The organism is Lysobacter sp. Root604, from assembly GCF_001427505.1.
In the GTDB taxonomy this organism is placed as follows: Bacteria; Pseudomonadota; Gammaproteobacteria; order Xanthomonadales; family Xanthomonadaceae; genus Lysobacter.
The window spans coordinates 87,659-105,102 of the sequence record NZ_LMGS01000001.1 but is presented as its reverse complement, the minus strand read 5'-3'; the positions used below and the strand labels follow the sequence as shown (position 1 = coordinate 105,102).

At 69.9% G+C, this 17,444-nt stretch carries 15 protein-coding genes; 4 read left to right on the top strand and 11 right to left on the bottom strand.

Annotation, left to right across the window (positions count from 1 at the left end; genetic code table 11):
• Nucleotides 1–146 precede the first annotated feature (146 nt).
• Together ASD69_RS00485 and ASD69_RS00480 are read left to right on the top strand one after the other, a co-directional pair.
• The gene (locus ASD69_RS00485) at nt 147–641 is read left to right on the top strand and encodes a MarR family winged helix-turn-helix transcriptional regulator (protein ID WP_082576188.1); all 495 of its coding nucleotides are present in this window, start codon (nt 147–149) and stop codon (nt 639–641) included.
• The gene (locus tag ASD69_RS00480; protein ID WP_056172535.1) at nt 638–1,882 is read left to right on the top strand and encodes an MFS transporter; all 1,245 of its coding nucleotides are present in this window, start codon (nt 638–640) and stop codon (nt 1,880–1,882) included. The genes ASD69_RS00485 and ASD69_RS00480 overlap by 4 nt, the downstream gene beginning before the upstream one ends.
• A gap of 136 nt (nt 1,883–2,018) precedes the next feature.
• On the opposite strand, the gene ASD69_RS00475 is transcribed toward ASD69_RS00480, so the two are convergent.
• The gene (locus ASD69_RS00475; RefSeq protein ID WP_056172532.1) at nt 2,019–2,510 is read right to left on the bottom strand and encodes a transcriptional repressor; all 492 of its coding nucleotides are present in this window, start codon (nt 2,508–2,510) and stop codon (nt 2,019–2,021) included.
• Between the two features lie 32 nt (nt 2,511–2,542).
• Nucleotides 2,543–3,943, bottom strand: coding sequence for a glutamate--tRNA ligase (gene gltX, locus ASD69_RS00470; RefSeq protein WP_056172529.1), 1,401 nt, complete (start codon nt 3,941–3,943; stop codon nt 2,543–2,545).
• A 173-nt stretch (nt 3,944–4,116) separates the two neighbouring features.
• Between gltX and lpxH the strand changes: the two genes are divergently transcribed.
• On the top strand, nt 4,117–4,851 hold the full coding sequence (gene lpxH / locus ASD69_RS00465; protein ID WP_056172526.1) for a UDP-2,3-diacylglucosamine diphosphatase: 735 nt from the start codon (nt 4,117–4,119) through the stop codon (nt 4,849–4,851).
• A gap of 168 nt (nt 4,852–5,019) precedes the next feature.
• Here the strand turns inward: lpxH and ASD69_RS00460 are convergent, their stop codons facing one another.
• A complete protein-coding gene (locus ASD69_RS00460; protein ID WP_157498860.1) occupies nt 5,020–7,269 on the bottom strand; it encodes a TonB-dependent receptor in 2,250 nt (749 codons plus the stop codon).
• A gap of 405 nt (nt 7,270–7,674) precedes the next feature.
• Between ASD69_RS00460 and ASD69_RS00455 the strand changes: the two genes are divergently transcribed.
• Nucleotides 7,675–9,117: a phosphatidylinositol-specific phospholipase C domain-containing protein gene (locus ASD69_RS00455; protein ID WP_056172519.1), complete on the top strand. Its 1,443-nt coding sequence runs from the start codon at nt 7,675–7,677 to the stop codon at nt 9,115–9,117.
• Nucleotides 9,118–9,216: 99 nt separating this feature from the next.
• Here ASD69_RS00455 and ASD69_RS00450 read toward each other — a convergent pair whose 3' ends face one another.
• The 8 genes from ASD69_RS00450 to ASD69_RS00415 all read right to left on the bottom strand — a co-directional run bounded on the left by ASD69_RS00450 (nt 9,217) and on the right by ASD69_RS00415 (nt 17,427).
• Nucleotides 9,217–10,023 (bottom strand): ferritin-like domain-containing protein, encoded by an 807-nt coding sequence (locus ASD69_RS00450; protein ID WP_056172516.1) that lies wholly within the window; start codon nt 10,021–10,023, stop codon nt 9,217–9,219.
• A 95-nt stretch (nt 10,024–10,118) separates the two neighbouring features.
• On the bottom strand, nt 10,119–11,588 hold the full coding sequence (gene purF / locus ASD69_RS00445) for an amidophosphoribosyltransferase (protein ID WP_056172513.1): 1,470 nt from the start codon (nt 11,586–11,588) through the stop codon (nt 10,119–10,121).
• A 30-nt stretch (nt 11,589–11,618) separates the two neighbouring features.
• Entirely contained in the window at nt 11,619–12,395 is a 777-nt protein-coding gene (locus ASD69_RS00440; RefSeq protein ID WP_056172511.1) for a CvpA family protein, read from the bottom strand.
• An 11-nt stretch (nt 12,396–12,406) separates the two neighbouring features.
• Nucleotides 12,407–13,474 carry an SPOR domain-containing protein gene (locus ASD69_RS00435; protein ID WP_056172507.1) on the bottom strand — a complete coding sequence of 356 codons (1,068 nt, stop codon included), beginning with the start codon at nt 13,472–13,474 and terminating at the stop codon, nt 12,407–12,409.
• Nucleotides 13,475–13,676: 202 nt separating this feature from the next.
• Complete coding sequence (locus tag ASD69_RS00430) at nt 13,677–14,597, bottom strand: DUF2167 domain-containing protein (RefSeq protein ID WP_056172503.1); 921 nt, start codon at nt 14,595–14,597, stop codon at nt 13,677–13,679.
• Between the two features lie 168 nt (nt 14,598–14,765).
• Nucleotides 14,766–16,163 (bottom strand): c-type cytochrome, encoded by a 1,398-nt coding sequence (locus ASD69_RS00425; protein WP_056172501.1) that lies wholly within the window; start codon nt 16,161–16,163, stop codon nt 14,766–14,768.
• Between the two features lie 3 nt (nt 16,164–16,166).
• Nucleotides 16,167–16,760 carry an SCO family protein gene (locus ASD69_RS00420; protein WP_056172498.1) on the bottom strand — a complete coding sequence of 198 codons (594 nt, stop codon included), beginning with the start codon at nt 16,758–16,760 and terminating at the stop codon, nt 16,167–16,169.
• Nucleotides 16,747–17,427: an SCO family protein gene (locus ASD69_RS00415; protein WP_056172495.1), complete on the bottom strand. Its 681-nt coding sequence runs from the start codon at nt 17,425–17,427 to the stop codon at nt 16,747–16,749. The genes ASD69_RS00420 and ASD69_RS00415 overlap by 14 nt, the downstream gene beginning before the upstream one ends.
• Between the last annotated feature and the right edge of the window lie 17 nt (nt 17,428–17,444).

Genomic DNA, 17,444 nt, shown 5'->3' with positions numbered 1-17,444 from the left:
GGCCAAGCCATGCCGATGCGCGCGGGCGCCCCACTCGCTGACCTCCCGGGCCCGCGCACCGCGTTTGGCGTCCATCCAGCGGCAGACGCTTGCGTCGACGCCCGAAATATGGGTATATGCACGTTAATCACATGCATATGCACTCAATGCCGGCCTCCCCCGCTTCGAAAGTCCGCAGCAAGCCCGCCGCCGGCGATGATCCGCGCGCGCGCGACAGCGCGATGTCGCCCTGCACCTGCTTCCGCGTGCGCAAGCTGACCCGGCTGATGAGCCAGCGCTACGACCAGGCGCTGGCGCCGGCCGCGCTCAACCTCAATCAGTATTCGATCTTGCGCCGCGTCGGTGGCGAGCCGCGCAGCATCGGCGAGTTCGCGCGCGAGCTCGGCATGGACCGCAGCACGCTCAGCCGCGATCTCAAGCCGCTGCTCGCCGCCGGCTGGCTCGCCAGCGCGGCCGGTGAGGATGCGCGCCAGCGCCGGGTCCAGGTCACCGCCGCCGGCAAGCGCGCGATCGCGCGCGCGATCCCGCTGTGGCAGGCCGCGCAGGACGCCATCGAACGCGAACTCGGTCGCGAAGCCCTGCTCGCGCTGCATGCGCACCTCGATCTTGCGATCGCCCAACTGCAAGGACCCCGCGCATGAGCGCCGATGCCGCCGTTCCGTCCGCCGCCGCGCCTACGATCCGCTATTGGCCGCTGGTGCTGGCCGCCACCGCGATGCTGATGATCACCATGGGCGTGCGCCAGTCGCTGGGCCTGTTCGTGAAGCCGCTCGGCGCCAGCACCGGCCTGGGCATCGCCCAGATCAGCTTCGCGCTGGCGATCGGCCAATTCGTGTGGGGCGCGGTGCAGCCGGTGTTCGGCGCCATCGCCGATCAACGCGGCCCCGGCCGGGTGCTGGTGTTCGGCAGCGTGCTGCTGGTCGCGGGCATGGCGCTGACGCCGATGTTCGCGTCCGAATGGGGCCTGCTGCTGACCCTGGGCGTGTTGGCCGCGGCCGGCGCGGGCGCGGGCAGTTTTTCGATCCTGATCGGCGCGACCGCGGCGCGGGTGCCGGCGCAGAACCGTTCCATGGCCGCGGGCGTGATCAACGCCGGTGGCTCGTTCGGGCAGTTCCTGTTCGCGCCGTTTGCGCAGGCGGTGATCAGCGCCGCGGGCTGGGCCGCGGGCATGTGGGCATTGGCGGTGGCGGCCCTGGCGACGCTGCCCCTGGCCTGGCCGCTGCGCCGGCGCGCAGCGCCCGCCAGCGCGGCGGCCGCGACGGCCGCACCCGGCATCGGCCTGCGCGAGCAGGTGCGCATCGCGCTACGCGACCGCAGTTACTGGTGCCTGCACATCGGCTTCTTCACCTGCGGCTTCCACATCGCCTTCCTGGTCACCCACCTGCCCGGCGAGATCGCGCTGTGCGGCCTGCCCGACAGCGTGTCGGCGGTGGCCCTGGCCTTGATCGGCCTGTTCAACGTCGCCGGCAGCCTGGCCGCGGGCGCGCTGGGCCAGCGCTATCGCATGAAGTACCTGCTGGCGGCGATGTACGCGAGCCGCGCGGCGATGATCGGCCTCTATCTGGTGTCGCCGCCCACGCCGACCACCTTCTTCATCTTCGCCGCGGGCCTGGGCCTGACCTGGCTGGCCACGGTGCCGCCGACCGCGGGCCTGGTCGGCAAACTGTTCGGGCCGCGCTACCTGGGCACCTTGTTCGGCCTGACCCTGCTGTCGCACCAGATCGGCGGTTTCTTCGGCGCCTGGTTCGGCGGTTTGGCGATGGCGAAGTTCGGCGACTACACCTGGATGTGGTACGCCGACATCGTGCTGGCCCTGCTGGCCGCCGCCGCGAACCTGCCGATCCGCGAGGCGCGCGTGCAGCGCGCGCTGGCGACGGCCTGAGTCGTCGCGGTTCTACTTGCCCCTGGGGGACGTGCGCTTTCTGTGGGAGCGGCGTAAGCCGCGATTAGCGCCACCGTACCGGGTAAGGCCATCGCGGCTTACGCCGCTCCCACAGGACAGGAGGCGAATTACGCGCTCAAGCCGCCTGCTTGGCCACGCAGTCCGCGCACATGCCGTGCACTTCCAGGGTCTGCGCCTGCGGCGCGAAACCCAGCGCGCGGGCGCGCGCTTCCAGCAGATCGACGATGCGCTCGTCTTCCAGCTCGGTCGCCGACTGGCAGCTGTCGCAGATCAGGAACGGCACCGCGTGCTGGGCGCCGCCCGGGTGATGGCAGCCCACGAAGGCGTTGATCGAGGCCAGCTTGTGGATGAAGCCGTGCTCGAGCAGGAAGTCCAGCGCGCGATACACCGTCGGCGGCGCGGCCGCGTCGTGGGTGGCCTTCATGCGATCGAGCAGATCGTAGGCCTTCATCGGCTTGCCGGCGTCGGCGATCAGGCGCAGGGCGTGGGCGCGGATCGGCGTGAGCCGCAGCCCGCGCTGCTCGCAGGCCCGCTCCACCTCGTGCACGAAGGCGTCGCCGTCGTGGACGTGGTGCTTGGGGTCGGTGCAGGCGGTGTGGCTGCTCATGGCGGGCTCCGGTGGCGCGGCGCTGACGCGTCCTAGGCTGGGATCTTAATGAGGGCGGCGTCGATGCGCTGCAAGGCCTGGGCCTGACCGGCCAGATAGACCGTGTGCGAGATGTCCGGGCTGACCTGGGTGCCGGTGATGGCCACGCGCAGCGGCTGGGCGACCTTGCCCATGCCGATGCCCAGGGCCTCGGCGGCGGCATGCAGGGCCGCGGCCACGGCCTCGGCGGTCCAGGCCTCCAGCCCGGCCAGGCGCGTGCGCGCCTCGGCCAACGGGGCCTGGGCGGCGGCGTTGAGATGCTTGGCGACCGCGGCCTCGTCGTACTGCTGCAGCGGGCGATACCAGACTCCGGCGCGCTCGGCCATGTCCTTGAGGGTCTGCACGCGGTCGCGCAGCGCGATCACCACGTCGGCCGGCGCCGGGCCGGCGGCGAGGTCGTAACCGTTGTTCAGCAGGTGCCACTCCAGGTGCTTGCCGACCTCGACCGGATCGTCGTTCTTGAGGTATTGCTGGTTCAGCCAGCCCAGCTTGGCCGAATCCAGGCGCGAGGCCTTGGAGTTCACGTCCTCTAGCTTGAACAGGCGGGTCATCTCCTCGATCGAGAAGATTTCCTGATCGCCGTGCGACCAGCCCAGGCGCACCAGGTAGTTCAGCAGCGCGTGCGGCAGATAGCCCTCGTCGCGGTACTGCATCACGTCGGCCGCGCCGGTGCGCTTGGACAGCTTGTTGCCGTCCTCGTCCAGGATCATCGGCAGGTGCGAGAAATGCGGCACCGGCGCGCCTAGCGCGCGGTAGATGTTGATCTGGCGCGGGGTGTTGTTGACGTGGTCGTCGCCGCGCACGACATCGGTGATGCCCATGTCCAGGTCGTCGACCACGACCGCGAAGTTGTAGGTCGGGTAGCCGTCGGCGCGGAAGATCACCAGATCGTCGAGCTCGCTGTTGGCGATCTCGATGGTGCCCTTGACCTTGTCGTCGAACGCGACGGTGCCCTCGAGCGGATTCTTGAAGCGGATCACCCGGTTCGGATCGTCGCGGTAGGGCGCGTTGCGGTCGCGGTAGGCGCCGTTGTAGCGCGGCTTCTCCTTGGCCGCCATCGCGGCGTCGCGCGCGGCCGCGAGCTCTTCGCGGGTCTCGTAGGCGTAATAGGCGGTGCCGGCCGCGACCATCTGCTCGGCGACCTCGCGATAGCGCGCCAGGCGCTGGGTCTGATAGATCGGGCCCTCGTCGTAGCCCAGGCCCAGCCAGTCCATCGCCTCCAGGATCGCGTCGATCGCGGCCTGGGTGCTGCGCTCCTGGTCGGTGTCCTCGATGCGCAGGATGAACTGGCCGCCCGCGCGGCGCGCTTCCAGCCAGCAGTACAGCGCGGTGCGCGCGCCGCCGATGTGCAGGTAGCCGGTGGGACTGGGAGCGAAGCGGGTGCGGCAGGTCATGCGGGGCTCGGATGGATCGGGGAATCGGGCATTTTAACGGAGTGGCCGTGGCGCTGCCGGCCGCGCCGCCAGCGCAGCGCTTCGAGGCGCGAACCGGCGCGAATCCGGGCCTGGGCCGCCCCCGCGCGCCGCGCCCGGCCTGCCGCTCGGCGCCGGTGCCCTAAACTAGGCCGATGACGACCCTTTTCATTTCCGACCTGCACCTGGACGCGGAACGCCCGCAGACCACCGCCCTGTTCGGCCAATTCCTGCGCTCGGAGGCCCGCGGCGCCGACGCCCTGTACATCCTGGGCGACCTGTTCGAAGCCTGGGTCGGCGACGACGACCCCTCCGAGACCGGCGCCTACGTGGCCGCCGAGCTGCGCGCGCTGGCCGACAGCGGCGTGCCGGTGTCGTTCATCCGCGGCAATCGCGATTTCCTGCTCGGCGATGACTATGCGCGCCGCGCCGGCATGCGCATCCTGCCCGACCCGGCGGTGGTGGTGCTGTACGGCCAGCCGACCCTGATCCAGCACGGCGACCTGCTGTGCACCGACGATGTCGCCTATCAGCAGTTCCGCGCCCAGACCCGCGACCCGGCCTGGCAGGCGCAGTTCCTGGCCCAGCCGTTGGCCGCGCGATTGGCGTTCGCGCAGCAAGCGCGCGCGGCCAGCAAGGCCCACCAGTCCGGCCTGCGCGACGCCGGCACCATGGAAACCATCACCGACGTCTCTCCGGCCACCGTCGACAGCGTGTTCGCGCGCTACGGCCTGGTCCGCATGATCCACGGCCACACCCACCGCCCCGCGGTGCACGAGCTGGACGTGGCGGGCAGCGCGCGCCAGCGCGTGGTGCTGGGCGACTGGTACGACCAGGGCTCGGTGCTGCGGGTGAACCGCGATGGTCTGCAACTGCAGGCGCTGAGCTGAACTTCGCAGCGTCATCTCGGAGCGACCTAGGGTGCGGTGGCAACCGCACCATCGCGGGCGCCCGCTTCGGCGCGAAGGTGCGGTTCGCCTAGGGCTCACCGCACCCTACGATTTCGTCGCTGCGGCAAGTCGAAGCAAGCATCTCCCCCTAGGAGAGATGCCACCTCATCAGAACTTCACTTCCACGGTCAGGAACATCTGCCGCGGCGCGCCCGATTGCAGCGTGTAGTTCAGACCGTTCGGGTCGGAGGTCACGAAGCCGTTGGTGCCGATGCTGCCGAAGTAGTCTTCGTCGAACAGGTTGGTGACGTTGAACTGCAGCTTGAACGCATCCGCCCAGCTCAGTTCGGTCCACTCGTAGGACACGGCGGCGTCGGCGACCCAGAACGAACCGACCTTGGAATCGTTGAGATAGGTCAGGTAACGCTTGTCGGTGTACTTGGCGCCGATCTGGGCCGAGAAACCGTCGCGGCTCCAGCGCAGCTCGGTCGCGTACAGGCGCTTGGGCGCGTCGACCACGTCCTTGCCCTTGGCCGGAATCAAGGTGGTGCCGTCCAAGTAGTCCGAGGCGTATTCGGACTTGTTGAAGGCCAGCGAGTTGTACCAGCTCAGGCCCTCGATCGGCGTCCACAGCACGGTCAGTTCGGCGCCGCGGGTCTCGACGTCGCCGACGTTGGCGAAGCTGGACGCGCAGCCGACGATGCCGGCGCAGCGCGCGATCGCGAGCAGGCGGTTCTCGAAGTCGACGCGGTACAGCGCCACCGACGCTTCCAGGCCGTCGCGGCTGGTGCGCAGGCCGGCCTCGATGGTGCGCGAGGTTTCCGGTTCCAGCGTCGCCACGGCTGCATTGAACGCAGCCTGCGAGGTCGAATGCGGGCCGTTCACGCCGGTGCGGAACGCGGCCATGTTCTCGCTGTAGGAGCCGAAGATCTCCTCGTGTTCGCTGAACTGCCAGCGCGCGCCGACCTGGGGCAGGAAGTTGTCCTCGGCCTCCAGCTTGCCGCCGGCGCGGCTGCCGATCAGGTTCTTGCCGTCGGTCTCCACGCGCGTGCCCTTGAAGCCGGCATCGATCGCCAGGCGGCCGTCGATGAACTCCATGTGGTCGGTGACGTAGAACTGGCGGGTGTCGGTGTCGAAGCGCTGACGGAACACGCGCGCGTCGGGATCGCGCAGGAAGTAGATCCCGTCCGGCGCGGTGTCGCGGCGCAGGTTGTAGAAGTTGCGCTGCACGCCGTGGGCGTTGCGCTCCAGCCACAGGCCGGCCTGCAGACGATGGTTGCCGATCTGCCAGGTCAGGCTGGGGGTGATGCCGGTGCGCTCGATGTCGTACTCGGTGGTGCGCATCGCGATCGGCACGGTCGGCGAGGACGCGTACGGCGTGGCCCAATGGCCCTGGCCTTCGTTGCGGTGGTAATAGGCGGTGGCGGCGAAGCTCAGGTCTTCGCTGGCCGACCAGTCGGCCGAGACGTACAGCAGGTCGTCGTCGCGCAGGCCGCGGGCGATGTAGTAGGCATCGTCGAGGCTGTTCACGCCGCCGCGGAAGATGCCGCCGGCGGCGTCGATGGCGCGCTGCCAGTCGCCTGCGTAGTTGTCCCAATCCATGCCCAGGCGGCGCGCCGAATCCAGCGACAGGTCGGCGTAGTCGGTCTCGCGCCGGCGCGAGGTCGCGGCATAGCCGGTGAGCTTGAGGTCCTCGGTCGCATAGACCAGCTTGGCGTTGAACTGAGCGTTGCGCTGCGGGCCCTCGCCTTTCCACTTGTCGGTGGTGTGGAAGGCGCCGCTGAGGTAGGCGCTGAAGCCGTTGTGGTCGCCGGTGTCGACGCGCGCGTAGCTGCGGCGGGTGGCGTCGCTGCCGAAGGTCTGGGCCAGGCGCACGCCGTAGTCGGCGGACGGGTCGCTGCTGAAGAAACGCAGGGTGCCGCCGAGGTTGCCGCTGGACGCGGTGTCGATCGCGCCGCTGCCCTGCGACAGCTCGGCGCCGGACAGGTTCTCGCTGATGATCGCGCGGCTGATGTGCAGGCCGTTGTGGTTGCCGTAGCTCATGTCGCCCAGCGGCACCCCGTCGAGGGTGAAGCCCAACTGCTGCTGCGAGAAGCCGCGGATGCTGAGCTTGCTCGACCATTCGTAGTTGCCCCAGGGATCGGAGCTCTGGAAATGCACGCCCGGCAGCTTGGCCATGACCTTGAGCGGGCTGGTGCCGGCGGCTTCGCGCTGCAGGTCGGCGCGGCCCAGCGACTGGACCTGACGGGTCTGGCCGGTACCCACCACCGAGACCGCATCCAGCGTGGTGGCGTCGTCCATGGCCGCGGCGGACGCGGCGTCGGCATCGGGCTGCGCGGTGGGCGTCTCGGCGCGTGCGGCGGCGGTGTACAGGCACAGCAGGATCGAGGCGGCGAGGATCGTCGTCTTCGTCGTCATGTCGGGGATTTCCATCGGGGAGGCCGCCGCGCGTTGGCACGTATCACTCCGGGCGGCATGCAGAGCGAAGCCGCGGAAGTCTGTCGATATCGTGTGTACGCGAGATTGCAGTCAGAAGGCAGTTCGCCCGACAACGTTGCGCAGCGCACGCTCCCCAGCCCGATTCGCGCGCCAGCACCATGAATCGTCCACGCGCTGTCTGTGGGAGCGGCGTAAGCCGCGATCGAATGCCGACGTGCTTCCGGCTCGCGTCGCAAGTGGGTTCCATCGCGGCTTACGCCGCTCCCACAGACAGCGGGCGCACGCGCGGCGCGGCGATACGCCTGCGGCCTACCTGATTTCGGCGATTGCCGCGCCCGATCGCGCGCGGAACCATCGCAGCATCCGACAGCCCCGGAGTCCGCCATGCCCAATGCCTCGCGCGCCGTCGTCACCGATTGGATGCGATACGTCGACGACAGCCGCTACCTGTCCGAGCTCAGCATCCCCGGCACCCACGACAGCGTAACCGCGCTGTACCGCAGCGACATCGGCATGAAAGAGGGCTGGACCCGCTGCCAGGACCTGGATATCGAAACCCAGCTGCGGCAAGGCATCCGCTTTCTCGACATACGCTTGCGCTACGACAACGCGGTGTCGCCGCCGGTGCTGCGGCTGTGCCACGGCTCGTCCGACATGGAGCGCACGTTCGACTATGTGCTGGGCGTCTGCGAGCGCTTCCTGGCCGCGCACAACTTCGAATGCATCGTGATGTCGGTCAAGAACGAGCAGCCGGGCCATCACGACCAGGCCTTCGCCGACCTGTTCGCGGCCAGCATCGCCCATTCCGGCAGCCGCGAGTTCTGGCACACCGGCAAGACGGTGCCCAAGCTGGGCGAGGTCAGGCGCAAGATCGTGTTGCTGCGCCGCTACCAACCCGGCGCGATCGGCATCGACGCCACCTACTGGCCGGACAACTGCCCGTTCCGACACCTCAACGCCGACGGCGTCCTCTTCGACGTGCAGGACGAATACAAGATCTACTCGCACTTCAACCGCGCCAGCAAGTTCGACGTCTACATCGAGCGGGCCTTGTCGGACGCGGTGCGCGACCCAGACAAACGCAAGCTGTTCATCAACTTCGCCAGCGGCACCGGCACGGTCTGGCCGATCACCCTGGCCGAAACCACCAACCCCAAGCTCTACCGGTTCTTTCGCGCCGCCGCGCCGGGACGCTATGGCATCGTGCCCATGGACTATCCGGAGCAGTTCACCGGCGGCATGTACCACGACTTGATCGCCGCCATCGTCAGCGCCAATCCCAGCGAAAGCCTGCGCGACGATGCCATCTACGAACTGCGGCCGCGACTGGCCCTGAACAGCCGCCTGACCGTGCTGGTCGGCGGGCGCGATGTCGGCATCTGCCAAGCCCTGACCGACCTGCCCCCGCTTTGGCCCGGCATGCCCACCCTGCCCGGCATGGCGCCGATGCCGACCGAAAGCGGGCAGCGCTGGCGCGTGCACAACGTCGGCGGCGGCTACTATCGCCTGCATGCGCTGAGCGCTCCGGAAAAGGCGCTGACCGTGGTTGACGGCGGCACCGCCGACGGCAGCGCGATCGCGATCGAAGCCGTGAACGGCCGCAACGATCAGCTGTGGAAGTTCGAGCGCATGGGCGAGGACCCGGACAGCCGGCGCCTGGACGTCGGCCTGCTCCGGATCAGTCCCAAGCACGCGCCGCACTCGGTGCTGGACGTGTTCGGCGCTCGCCAGGAGAACGGCAGCCCGGTCAAGCTCTACCACCACTACGACAGCCTCTCGATCAACAACGCCTACGCGCAACGCTGGGTGCTGGTGCGGGTGGGTTGAGGCGTGCCCGGGTGGCCTCCGTCCTGACAGGCGGCCCCGCGCGCGCCCCTGTTGCAGCAGCGAGCCCCTGGAGGGCCCGCGACGCGGATCAGGGCATGCTCAACGCTGGACGAAGGCCTCGAGCATGCGCAGCTCCTCGTCGTCGAAGCCGGCCGCGCTGCGCGCTTCGAAATTGAACGGGCCGTAGAGCACGGCGCGCGCGTACTCGGCCAGCAGTTCGCGGAAGCGCGGGCCGGGTTCGATGCCCTCGCGTTCGCAGTACCAGCGGAACCAATGCGAGCCGGCGGCGACGTGCGCGACTTCCTCGCGCAGGATCGTTTCCAGGATCGCGACCGTGGCGGTATCGCCCAGCGAGCGCAGCTTGACGATCATGCCCGGCGTCACGTCCAGGCCGCGCGCCTCCAGCACGCGCGGCACCAGGGCCATGCGCGACAGTCCGTCGTGGGCGGTCTTCTCGGCCATTTCCCACAGGCCGTTGTGGGCGTCGAAATCGCCGTAGTCGTAGCCCAGCTCGCGCAGGCGCGCGCGCAACAGCGCGAAGTGGCGCGCCTCGTCCCTGGCCACGCTCACCCAGTCGGCGTAGAACCGCGCCGGCAGGCCGCGGAAACGGTAGACCGCGTCCCAGGCCAGGTCGATGGCGTTGAATTCGATATGCGCGATCGCGTGCACGAACGCCGCGCGCCCCTCCTGGGTACCGAAACCGCGCTTGGGCAGGTCGCGCGGATGCACCAGCCAGGGCCGCTCGGGGCGGCCGGGCATGCGGATCGGATCCGGCGCCGGCGCGTCGTCCGGCGTGGTCAGCTCGCCGCGCGCGTAGGCGTCGGCGGCGGCGAAGGTCGCGGCGACCTTGTCCTCGGGCGTGGCGGCGTCCAGGCAGGCGCGCGCGGCGTCGTACAGGCTGGGCACGGGTCAGCCGGCCGGGGCGGCGGTACGAGCAACAGCAAATCCCCCCTGCCCCCCTTTTGCAAAGGGGGGAAAAGCCGGAGCGAAAAGCGGGGGGCTCACGAGACCCGGCGGGTCTTCTTGGCGTCGTCGGAGCGCAGCTGCTGCAGACGCTCGAAGTAGCCCGGCTCGATACCGGTCACGTACTCGCCGTTGAAGCAGGACGAGTCGAAATGATCGATGCGGTGCTTCGGGCCCGACACCGCCTGCTCCAGCGCGTCCAGATCCTGGTAGATCAACCAGTCGCAGCCGAGCAGGGTCTGCACTTCGTCGTCGGTGCGATCGTGCGCGACCAATTCGTCGGCCGAGGGCATATCGATGCCGTAGATGTTCGGGTAGCGCACCGCGGGCGCGGCCGAGGCCAGATAGACCTTGCGCGCGCCGGCGTCGCGCGCCATCTGCACGATCTGCTTGGAGGTGGTACCGCGCACGATCGAGTCGTCGACCAGCAGCACCACCCGGTTGCGGAACTCCAGCGGAATCGGATTGAGCTTGCGGCGCACCGATTTCGCGCGCTCGCCCTGGCCCGGCATGATGAAGGTACGGCCGACGTAGCGGTTCTTGATGAAGCCCTCGCGGTACTTCACGCCCAGCACGTTGGAGATTTCCAGGGCGGCGTCGCGCGAGGTGTCGGGGATCGGGATCACCACGTCGATGTCGTGGTCCGGACGCAGGCGCAGGATCTTCTCGCCCAGGGTCTGACCCATACGCATGCGCGCCTTGTGCACCGAGACATCGTCCATCATCGAATCCGGACGCGCGAAGTAGACGAACTCGAAGATGCACGGCGCGTGCTGGCGCGGCTCGGCGCACATCTGGGTGTACAGCTCGCCGCGCGGCGTGACCACGATGCCCTCGCCCGGGCGCACGTCGCGCACGCGCTCGAAGCCCAGCAGGTCCAGCGCCACCGACTCCGACGCGATCGCGTACTCGTCCTGGCCGCCGCTGTGGCGCTTGCCCAGCACCAGCGGACGGATGCCGTTGGGATCGCGGAACGCGACCAGGCCCAGGCCGAGCACGATCGCGACCACGGCGTAACCGCCGACGCAACGCCGGTGCACGCCCTCGATGGCCTTGAACGCGGCTTCCGGGGTCAGCCCGCGCTGCATGTCCAGCTCGTGCGCGAACACGTTGAGCAGCACTTCGGAATCGGATTCGGTGTTGACGTTGCGGCGGTCCTGTTCGAACACGTCGCGGCGCAGCGCGTCGGTGTTGATCAGGTTGCCGTTGTGGGCCAGCGCGATGCCGAACGGCGAATTCACGTAGAACGGCTGGGCTTCGTCGGAGCCCTCGCTGCCGGCGGTGGGATAGCGGCAATGGCCGATGCCGACCCGGCCATCGAGCAGGCGCATCGCCTTCTCGTCGAACACGTCGCTGACCAGGCCGTTGCCCTTGTGCACGCGCAGCTTGGCGCCGTCGGCGGTGGCGATGCCCGCCGCGTCCTGGCCGCGATGCTGGAGCACGGTAAGGCCGTCGTAAAGCTGGGCCGCGACGTCGTTATGGCCGACGATGCCAAGTATGCCGCACATGATTCTGAGTCCTAAGGCTGTTGCGTGGAGTTACATCACGAAGGCTTCGTCCTGCTCGACCGGCACGGGCAGGGTTTCGTCGCGCTTCGAGCGAGGCGCGACTTCGAGCGGATCGCCCTGCGGCGCATCCTGCGATGGCGTGCCTCCTGGCAGCGGGTCCTTCAGGCCCGCGCCCTTGAGCAAGGGCAGTACGCCGGCGTTGAGAATGGGCAGCACGTCCTGGCCATAAGACTGGCCGTTGCCGCTGCCCAGGCCCGGCAGGCCCTGCATGTTCAAATCCAGCTTGGGCAACGACGGCATCCAGGCCGGCGCGCCGCCGCTGAAATCCATGGCCCGGCCGGCCCAGTCGGGCATCCAGCTGCGCACCATGTGCGCGCCGGGCACGAACAAGGGCACCAGCGTTGCCGAGCGCCACTCGCGCCGGTGCGCGAGCGGGGTGAAACCGACCAGCATCACCAGCATGCTGGCGATCAGGGCGCCGCGCGCGACGCCGACCACGAAGCCCATCGCCCGATCGACGCCCGACAAACCGGACTCGTGGACCATGCGCTTGGCCACGTAGCCGACGACCCAGACCGTGACCAACACGCCGAGGAAACACAGCGCGTAGCCGCCGAACATCTCGCCCAGTCCCGGCGCGCCGTTGTCCGACAGCATCAAGGCGGCGCTGCCGCCGAAACCGAACGCGGCCCAGCCGGCCAGCACCCAGGCCGCCAGCGAAGCGACCACGCCGATGAAACCGCGCATCAGCCCCAACAGCGCCGATATCGCGACCACCGCCAGCAGAATCAAGTCGGCGGCGCCCATCGCGACCTCGCTCAGGGATGCGGACGGACGATGCCGTCGACGCCGATCTTGGCCGCGGCCTGGCTTTTCAGCTTGTCGGCGTCGGCACGGTTGGCGACCGGACCCAGGCGCACGCGGCTGAGCGTGCCCTTGTCGGTACGGACCTGTTCCACGAAGGCGCTGAACCCGGCCGCGCGCGCGCGATCGCGCAGCTTGTTGGCCTCGTCGGCGCTGCCGAACGCGCCCAACTGGACCGCGAAGCCGGTGTTGCTGGCGGCCGGCTTGGTCGGCGCCGGCGGGGCCACCGCGGGCTTGGTCGGTTCTACGGCGGGTTTGGCGGCCGCGACCGGCGGCTTGGCCGGCGCAACGACCGGCTTGGCCGGCTCGGGCTTGCTCGCGGCGGGTTTGGCCGGCTCGGGCGGCAACGCGGCCGGCTTGGCGGCGGTGCGGCTGTCGCTCAGCGGTACCGCGGCCGACACCGTCGGCGCCGCGGTCGCGACCGGCTGCGAGGCCGAGGCGCTGGCGGCCGGCGTCGCGTCGGCGTCCAGGGTCACCACCTTGGCGCTGATGTCGTTGCGCACCTTGGTCGAGGCCAGGCGCGCGGTTTCAGCGTCCGCGCGCGAGCCGTAGGGCCCGATGCGCACGCGATAGAGGGTGCGGCCGTTGCCCGGCACGGCTTCCTGATAGCCCGGCAGCTGCGCGCCTTGCAGGGCCGCGACCACCCGGTCGGCGTCGCCGCTGCTGGCGTAGCTGCCGAAGCTGACGGCGAAATCGCCGCCCGCGGTGGCGGCCGGCATCGCGCCGCTAGCGGCGGTCTTGGCGGCTTCGGCCGCGGTGTCCACGGTCGGCAGGGTCTCGCCCTGGGCGCCGGAGGCGGCCGGCGACAGGCCGAGGGCGCCGCCGTTGGGCGCATCGCCCGGCGTCACCAAGGGCAGTTCGCGGGTCTCGAACTGGCCTTCGGGCTGTTCGGGCAAATTGAGCGGGACGTCGGAGGCGCTGCTTTCCGGCGCCGGTCCCTTGATCAGCATGGGCAGGAAGATCACCGCCAGCGCGACCAATACCGCCGCACCGATCAGTCGCTGTTTCAGGGCAGGTTCCATCGCTACTCGATCGCTCGCTGAGTCGGGTGCCGGCGCGAATTATAGCGCCGCTTGGCAGTCGAGCCGGCGTTTACGGCACGCATGGCATTCAGGTAGCGCCCGCGCGCGGCCCGCGCGACCTGCCCGATTGCGTCGCCAAGCCCGTAGCGACGGGCTATGCGCATGCGCGGACCGGTCGGCCCGCGCATGCGCAGGCGTGGGGTCAGCTGACCACGCCGCTGTCGCCGTCCTTCTTGCCGCGACGGAAGAAGCTCAGGATCTTGCCGAAGAAGGCGCCGATCACCAGCACCAGCGGGATCAACAGCTTCTTCAGGCCCAGCAGCAAGGCGCCGATCTTGCCGAACAGGCCGGCCTTGGCGGCGATGCCGCCGCCGACCAGCGCCGCCAGCCCGTAGGCCGCGGTCTTGTCGGTGCTGGCGTCGTAATCGGCGTAGCGCGCGCCCTGGTCGAATTCGACCGCGGGCAGCAACTGCTGCATGCCGGTGCGGACCTGACCGAGCTCGCCCATGCCGGCCACGGCGTTGAGGCTGAGATAGCCGCGACGGCCGAGCACACGGATGTCGTAATTGAGGGTGTGGTTCTGGCTGCCTTCGAACGCGAGTTCCTTGGCCCAGTACAGCTTCTTGGCGCCGGCATCGTAATGCGGCGGTTCGGCCCAGCCGACCAGCTCGATGCCGCCGTAGCCGGCTTCGCGCCGCTCCTTGCTGCCTTCTTTGGCCTCGTCCTTCATGTCCTGCAGCATCTGCGCATAGTCGATCTTGGCCGCGTCCTCGTCGGACACGTAGCCCTCGTCGGCATAGGTCACCACCACCGCCCAGCCCTGATCGCCGAGCAGATCGCCGTCGCGCGGCACGACCATGCCCAGCACATCGGCATCGGGCGGATTGCCCCACAACTGCTCCAGCACCTTGCGCGCGTCGGCCGAGTCCAGATAGCGGAACTCCTTGCCCAGGTTCAGATGCGCCTGCGCCTTGGCCACGGCGATCTGGCCGTCGTGATACTGCAGCGATTGCACGACCTGCGCGATCTGCTGCTCGGCCGCCTTACGCTCGGCGTCCGTCGTTTCCTGGGCATGCGCGCCCGCCGCGACGGCCATCAGGCCGACCAGCATCCACTTCCACATTCGAATTCCCCATGAGCGGGCGTCCCCACGCCCTCGGCGCTAGTGTCGCCGCTGCGCGCGCGTAGCGACAAGCCGAAACCGACCGGTTCGGCGCATACCGAACGACTGGGCGCGGCAGACGCCTGCCGCCACGCAGCGACGGCCGCGGCCTCGCCTACCCCCGCAGCGCTACCGCGGTTCCTCAGGATCGGCGCGCTCGGGCCACTCCATCAACGCGACGCGGCCGACTTCGTCGTCGAAATCGGAACGTGCCGGCAGCTCGAACCAGGCGTCCAGCCGCAGCGGCGCCATCGCCGGGAGCTGCGCGCGCCACGCGGGCAAGGCCTCGCGCGAGCGCGGCATCGGCGGCAGGCGGGTCAGCAGTTCGCAGGCCAAGGCCGTCCAAGCCTGTTCGGGACCGATCCAGCGGCCCGCAAGGGCCTGGCTGCGCGGCGGATACGGGAACGCGAGGCGTACGCGCGCGCCGCGCGCCCGCCAGGCTTCCGCCGCGGATGGATCCATGAACAAAGCCGGCACCAACAGGGTCGTCGCGCGGTCGATAGCGGGTACCGGCACGGGTGCGGGCGCCGTCAACGGCATCAAGACCAGCACCGCATCGGCCGCCGACGCGGCTTGCGCGTCCGTCGTCAGGCCGACCCGCCAACCGCGCGCCTGCGCGGCATCGCCCAGCTCTTCGGCCAGGGCCTGGCCGGCGCCGGCCTGGATGATCAGCGTTCCGCCGCTACGCGCGGGCAAGGCGCGCAGCAAGGCGTGCGCTTGCGCGCGCAACGACGGCAGACGGAACAACAAGGACGCGTCGGGCGCCGCCTCCAGACCGTCCAGGGCGATCGGCAGCAACGTCGGCAAGCTGCGCTGGAACGGCGCACGCGCATAGGCGGACTCCACCGCCGGCAAGTACGGTGCGAACACCGCCGCCACGGTACCGGCCTGCTCCATCGCCTGCAGCTGCGCGAGCGCGTCGTCGAAGCTCGCGTAGCGCAACACGGTCAGGGCCGGCATCCGCTCGCCTGCGACCGTGCAACGCCGCAACCCGTCCAGCAGGCGCGTCGCCGCACCCTGCCCGCGCTCCGGCGCCAACACGACCAGCGCCGGCGGCACCGGCGCCGATCCCGCGCCGTCCAGCGTGCGCAGGTGCGCGATCAGCGCATCGATTTCGTCCTCGGCCAGGTCGTAGCGCGGCATGGCGCTGTCCAAGGCGACGTCGTCCGGCGCGATCCCGCCGCGCAGCGCGCGCGCGAGCGACGCGCGATCGTAGGCGGGCCGGGTGCTGCCGTCGCTGCGCAGCCGGCCGTGCGGTTTGCTCAGCGCGAACCAGCGCAGATCGGGCGCCTGCAGCCAGCCTTCGCCGCCGCCACGGCCGTCCTGGCCGTGGCAGTTGCCGCACGCGACCGCGCCGCCCTGCATGCGCAGGCCGCCGTCCGCGCCGATACGGCCGCCGATTTCGCGACCGTCGCGGCCCGCGCCGATCGAATAGATCGCACGGCCCAGGTCGCTCTCGACGCACCAGGCGATGCCGAACCATGCGCTCAGGCCCGCCAACACTGCGAGCGGCAGGAATCGACGCATGCTTCAGGGGCCCGCGCGCAGGCGTTCCAGATCGGCCGCGATCCGTTGCGGCGACGCGTCCGGACGCAGTTTGGTCCAGTGCGCGCGCGCGGCATTGCCGGCGATCAGCAGGGTCGAATGGTCTTCGGCGTTGTCGGACCATTGACCGAGCTTGCCCAGAACCTGCTTCATGGTGTCCGGATCGGCGACCAGAAAGCGCCAGCCCGGCTCGTCCGCACCCTGCTTGGCGGCGAAGGCCTTCATCGCCGCCGGAGTGTCGTAGGCCGGATCGACCGACAGCGACAGGAACCGTATGTCCCTGCCGAAGCGGTCGCCGAGTTCGGCGCGCACCTGCTTCAGGCGCTGGGTCATGAGCGGGCAGGCGCTGGGACAACGCGTGAACACTACGTTGATCAGCACCACGCGATCGCCGAGCAAGTCGCTGTAGAAGCGCTGCCGTTTGCCGTCCTGGTCCACCAGCACGGCATCGCTGAAGTAGGCGCGCGCGCGTTCCGCCTTGGCCGCGTCCGCGCCCGTGTCGGCGCTGTGGGCGTACAGCGGCCACGCCAAGGCGATGCAAACGGCGGCCGAGGCCAGATAGCGCTCAAGGCTGCGCATGCGCGGTCCTCTGCGGCCCGGGCCGAGTTGCGGAGGCGCGCAAGGATGCGACCGCGGCCAGCAATTGCTTCGGCGACGGCATGCCGACCCAGCGCAGCCACTGGCCGCTCGCGGGGTGCCCGACCAGCACCATCGGCGCATGGTCCTGCGGCCTGCCGGGCGGCAAGCCGAATGCGCGCAGGCTGCGGTCGACCTCGCCGCCAGCGCCGGTCAACCACCACCAGTTGCGCCCGGCGCCGACATTGCGCGCGTAGGCATCCATGCGCGCCGGCGTGTCGTGCGCCGGGTCGACCGAGACCGACACCAGCAGCCAATCGTCGGCGCCGGGCTCCAGGCCGCGCTGCACCGACGCCATCACCGCGGTCAGCGCCGGGCAGATCGTGGTGCATTGGGTGAAGACGAAATCGATCACGACGATGCGGTCGTCGAAGCTGTCCGCTTGCAGGCGCACGGCGCTGCCGTCGCGCATGCTCAGTCGCGTTCCGGGCAAGGCCACGCGGGTCGGCGACGCCCCCTGCGCGCGAGCCAGCGCCGCGCGATGCGCGGCATGCGGATCGTCCTGCGCGGGCACCGGCAGGCAGACCACCATCCAGCAGGCCAGCGCCCATCGCGCCACGCGCGCGCCGCGCCGCCGCGCACGGGCCGGCGCTCTCGTGGTCGGGTTCATTCGGTGTTTCCTCGCAT

Excerpts from the sequence above, each read along its gene's own strand:
- lpxH (WP_056172526.1), top strand. The coding sequence starts at position 4,117 with ATGACGACCCTTTTCATTTCCGACCTGCACCTGGACGCGGAACGCCCG.
- ASD69_RS00475 (WP_056172532.1), bottom strand. The coding sequence starts at position 2,510 with ATGAGCAGCCACACCGCCTGCACCGACCCCAAGCACCACGTCCACGAC.
- gltX (WP_056172529.1), bottom strand. The coding sequence starts at position 3,943 with ATGACCTGCCGCACCCGCTTCGCTCCCAGTCCCACCGGCTACCTGCAC.
- ASD69_RS00430 (WP_056172503.1), bottom strand. The coding sequence starts at position 14,597 with ATGTGGAAGTGGATGCTGGTCGGCCTGATGGCCGTCGCGGCGGGCGCG.
- ASD69_RS00485 (WP_082576188.1), top strand. The coding sequence starts at position 147 with ATGCCGGCCTCCCCCGCTTCGAAAGTCCGCAGCAAGCCCGCCGCCGGC.
- ASD69_RS00480 (WP_056172535.1), top strand. The coding sequence starts at position 638 with ATGAGCGCCGATGCCGCCGTTCCGTCCGCCGCCGCGCCTACGATCCGC.
- ASD69_RS00460 (WP_157498860.1), bottom strand. The coding sequence starts at position 7,269 with ATGACGACGAAGACGACGATCCTCGCCGCCTCGATCCTGCTGTGCCTG.
- ASD69_RS00435 (WP_056172507.1), bottom strand. The coding sequence starts at position 13,474 with ATGGAACCTGCCCTGAAACAGCGACTGATCGGTGCGGCGGTATTGGTC.
- ASD69_RS00415 (WP_056172495.1), bottom strand. The coding sequence starts at position 17,427 with ATGAACCCGACCACGAGAGCGCCGGCCCGTGCGCGGCGGCGCGGCGCG.
- ASD69_RS00440 (WP_056172511.1), bottom strand. The coding sequence starts at position 12,395 with ATGGGCGCCGCCGACTTGATTCTGCTGGCGGTGGTCGCGATATCGGCG.
- ASD69_RS00425 (WP_056172501.1), bottom strand. The coding sequence starts at position 16,163 with ATGCGTCGATTCCTGCCGCTCGCAGTGTTGGCGGGCCTGAGCGCATGG.
- ASD69_RS00420 (WP_056172498.1), bottom strand. The coding sequence starts at position 16,760 with ATGCGCAGCCTTGAGCGCTATCTGGCCTCGGCCGCCGTTTGCATCGCC.
- purF (WP_056172513.1), bottom strand. The coding sequence starts at position 11,588 with ATGTGCGGCATACTTGGCATCGTCGGCCATAACGACGTCGCGGCCCAG.
- ASD69_RS00455 (WP_056172519.1), top strand. The coding sequence starts at position 7,675 with ATGCCCAATGCCTCGCGCGCCGTCGTCACCGATTGGATGCGATACGTC.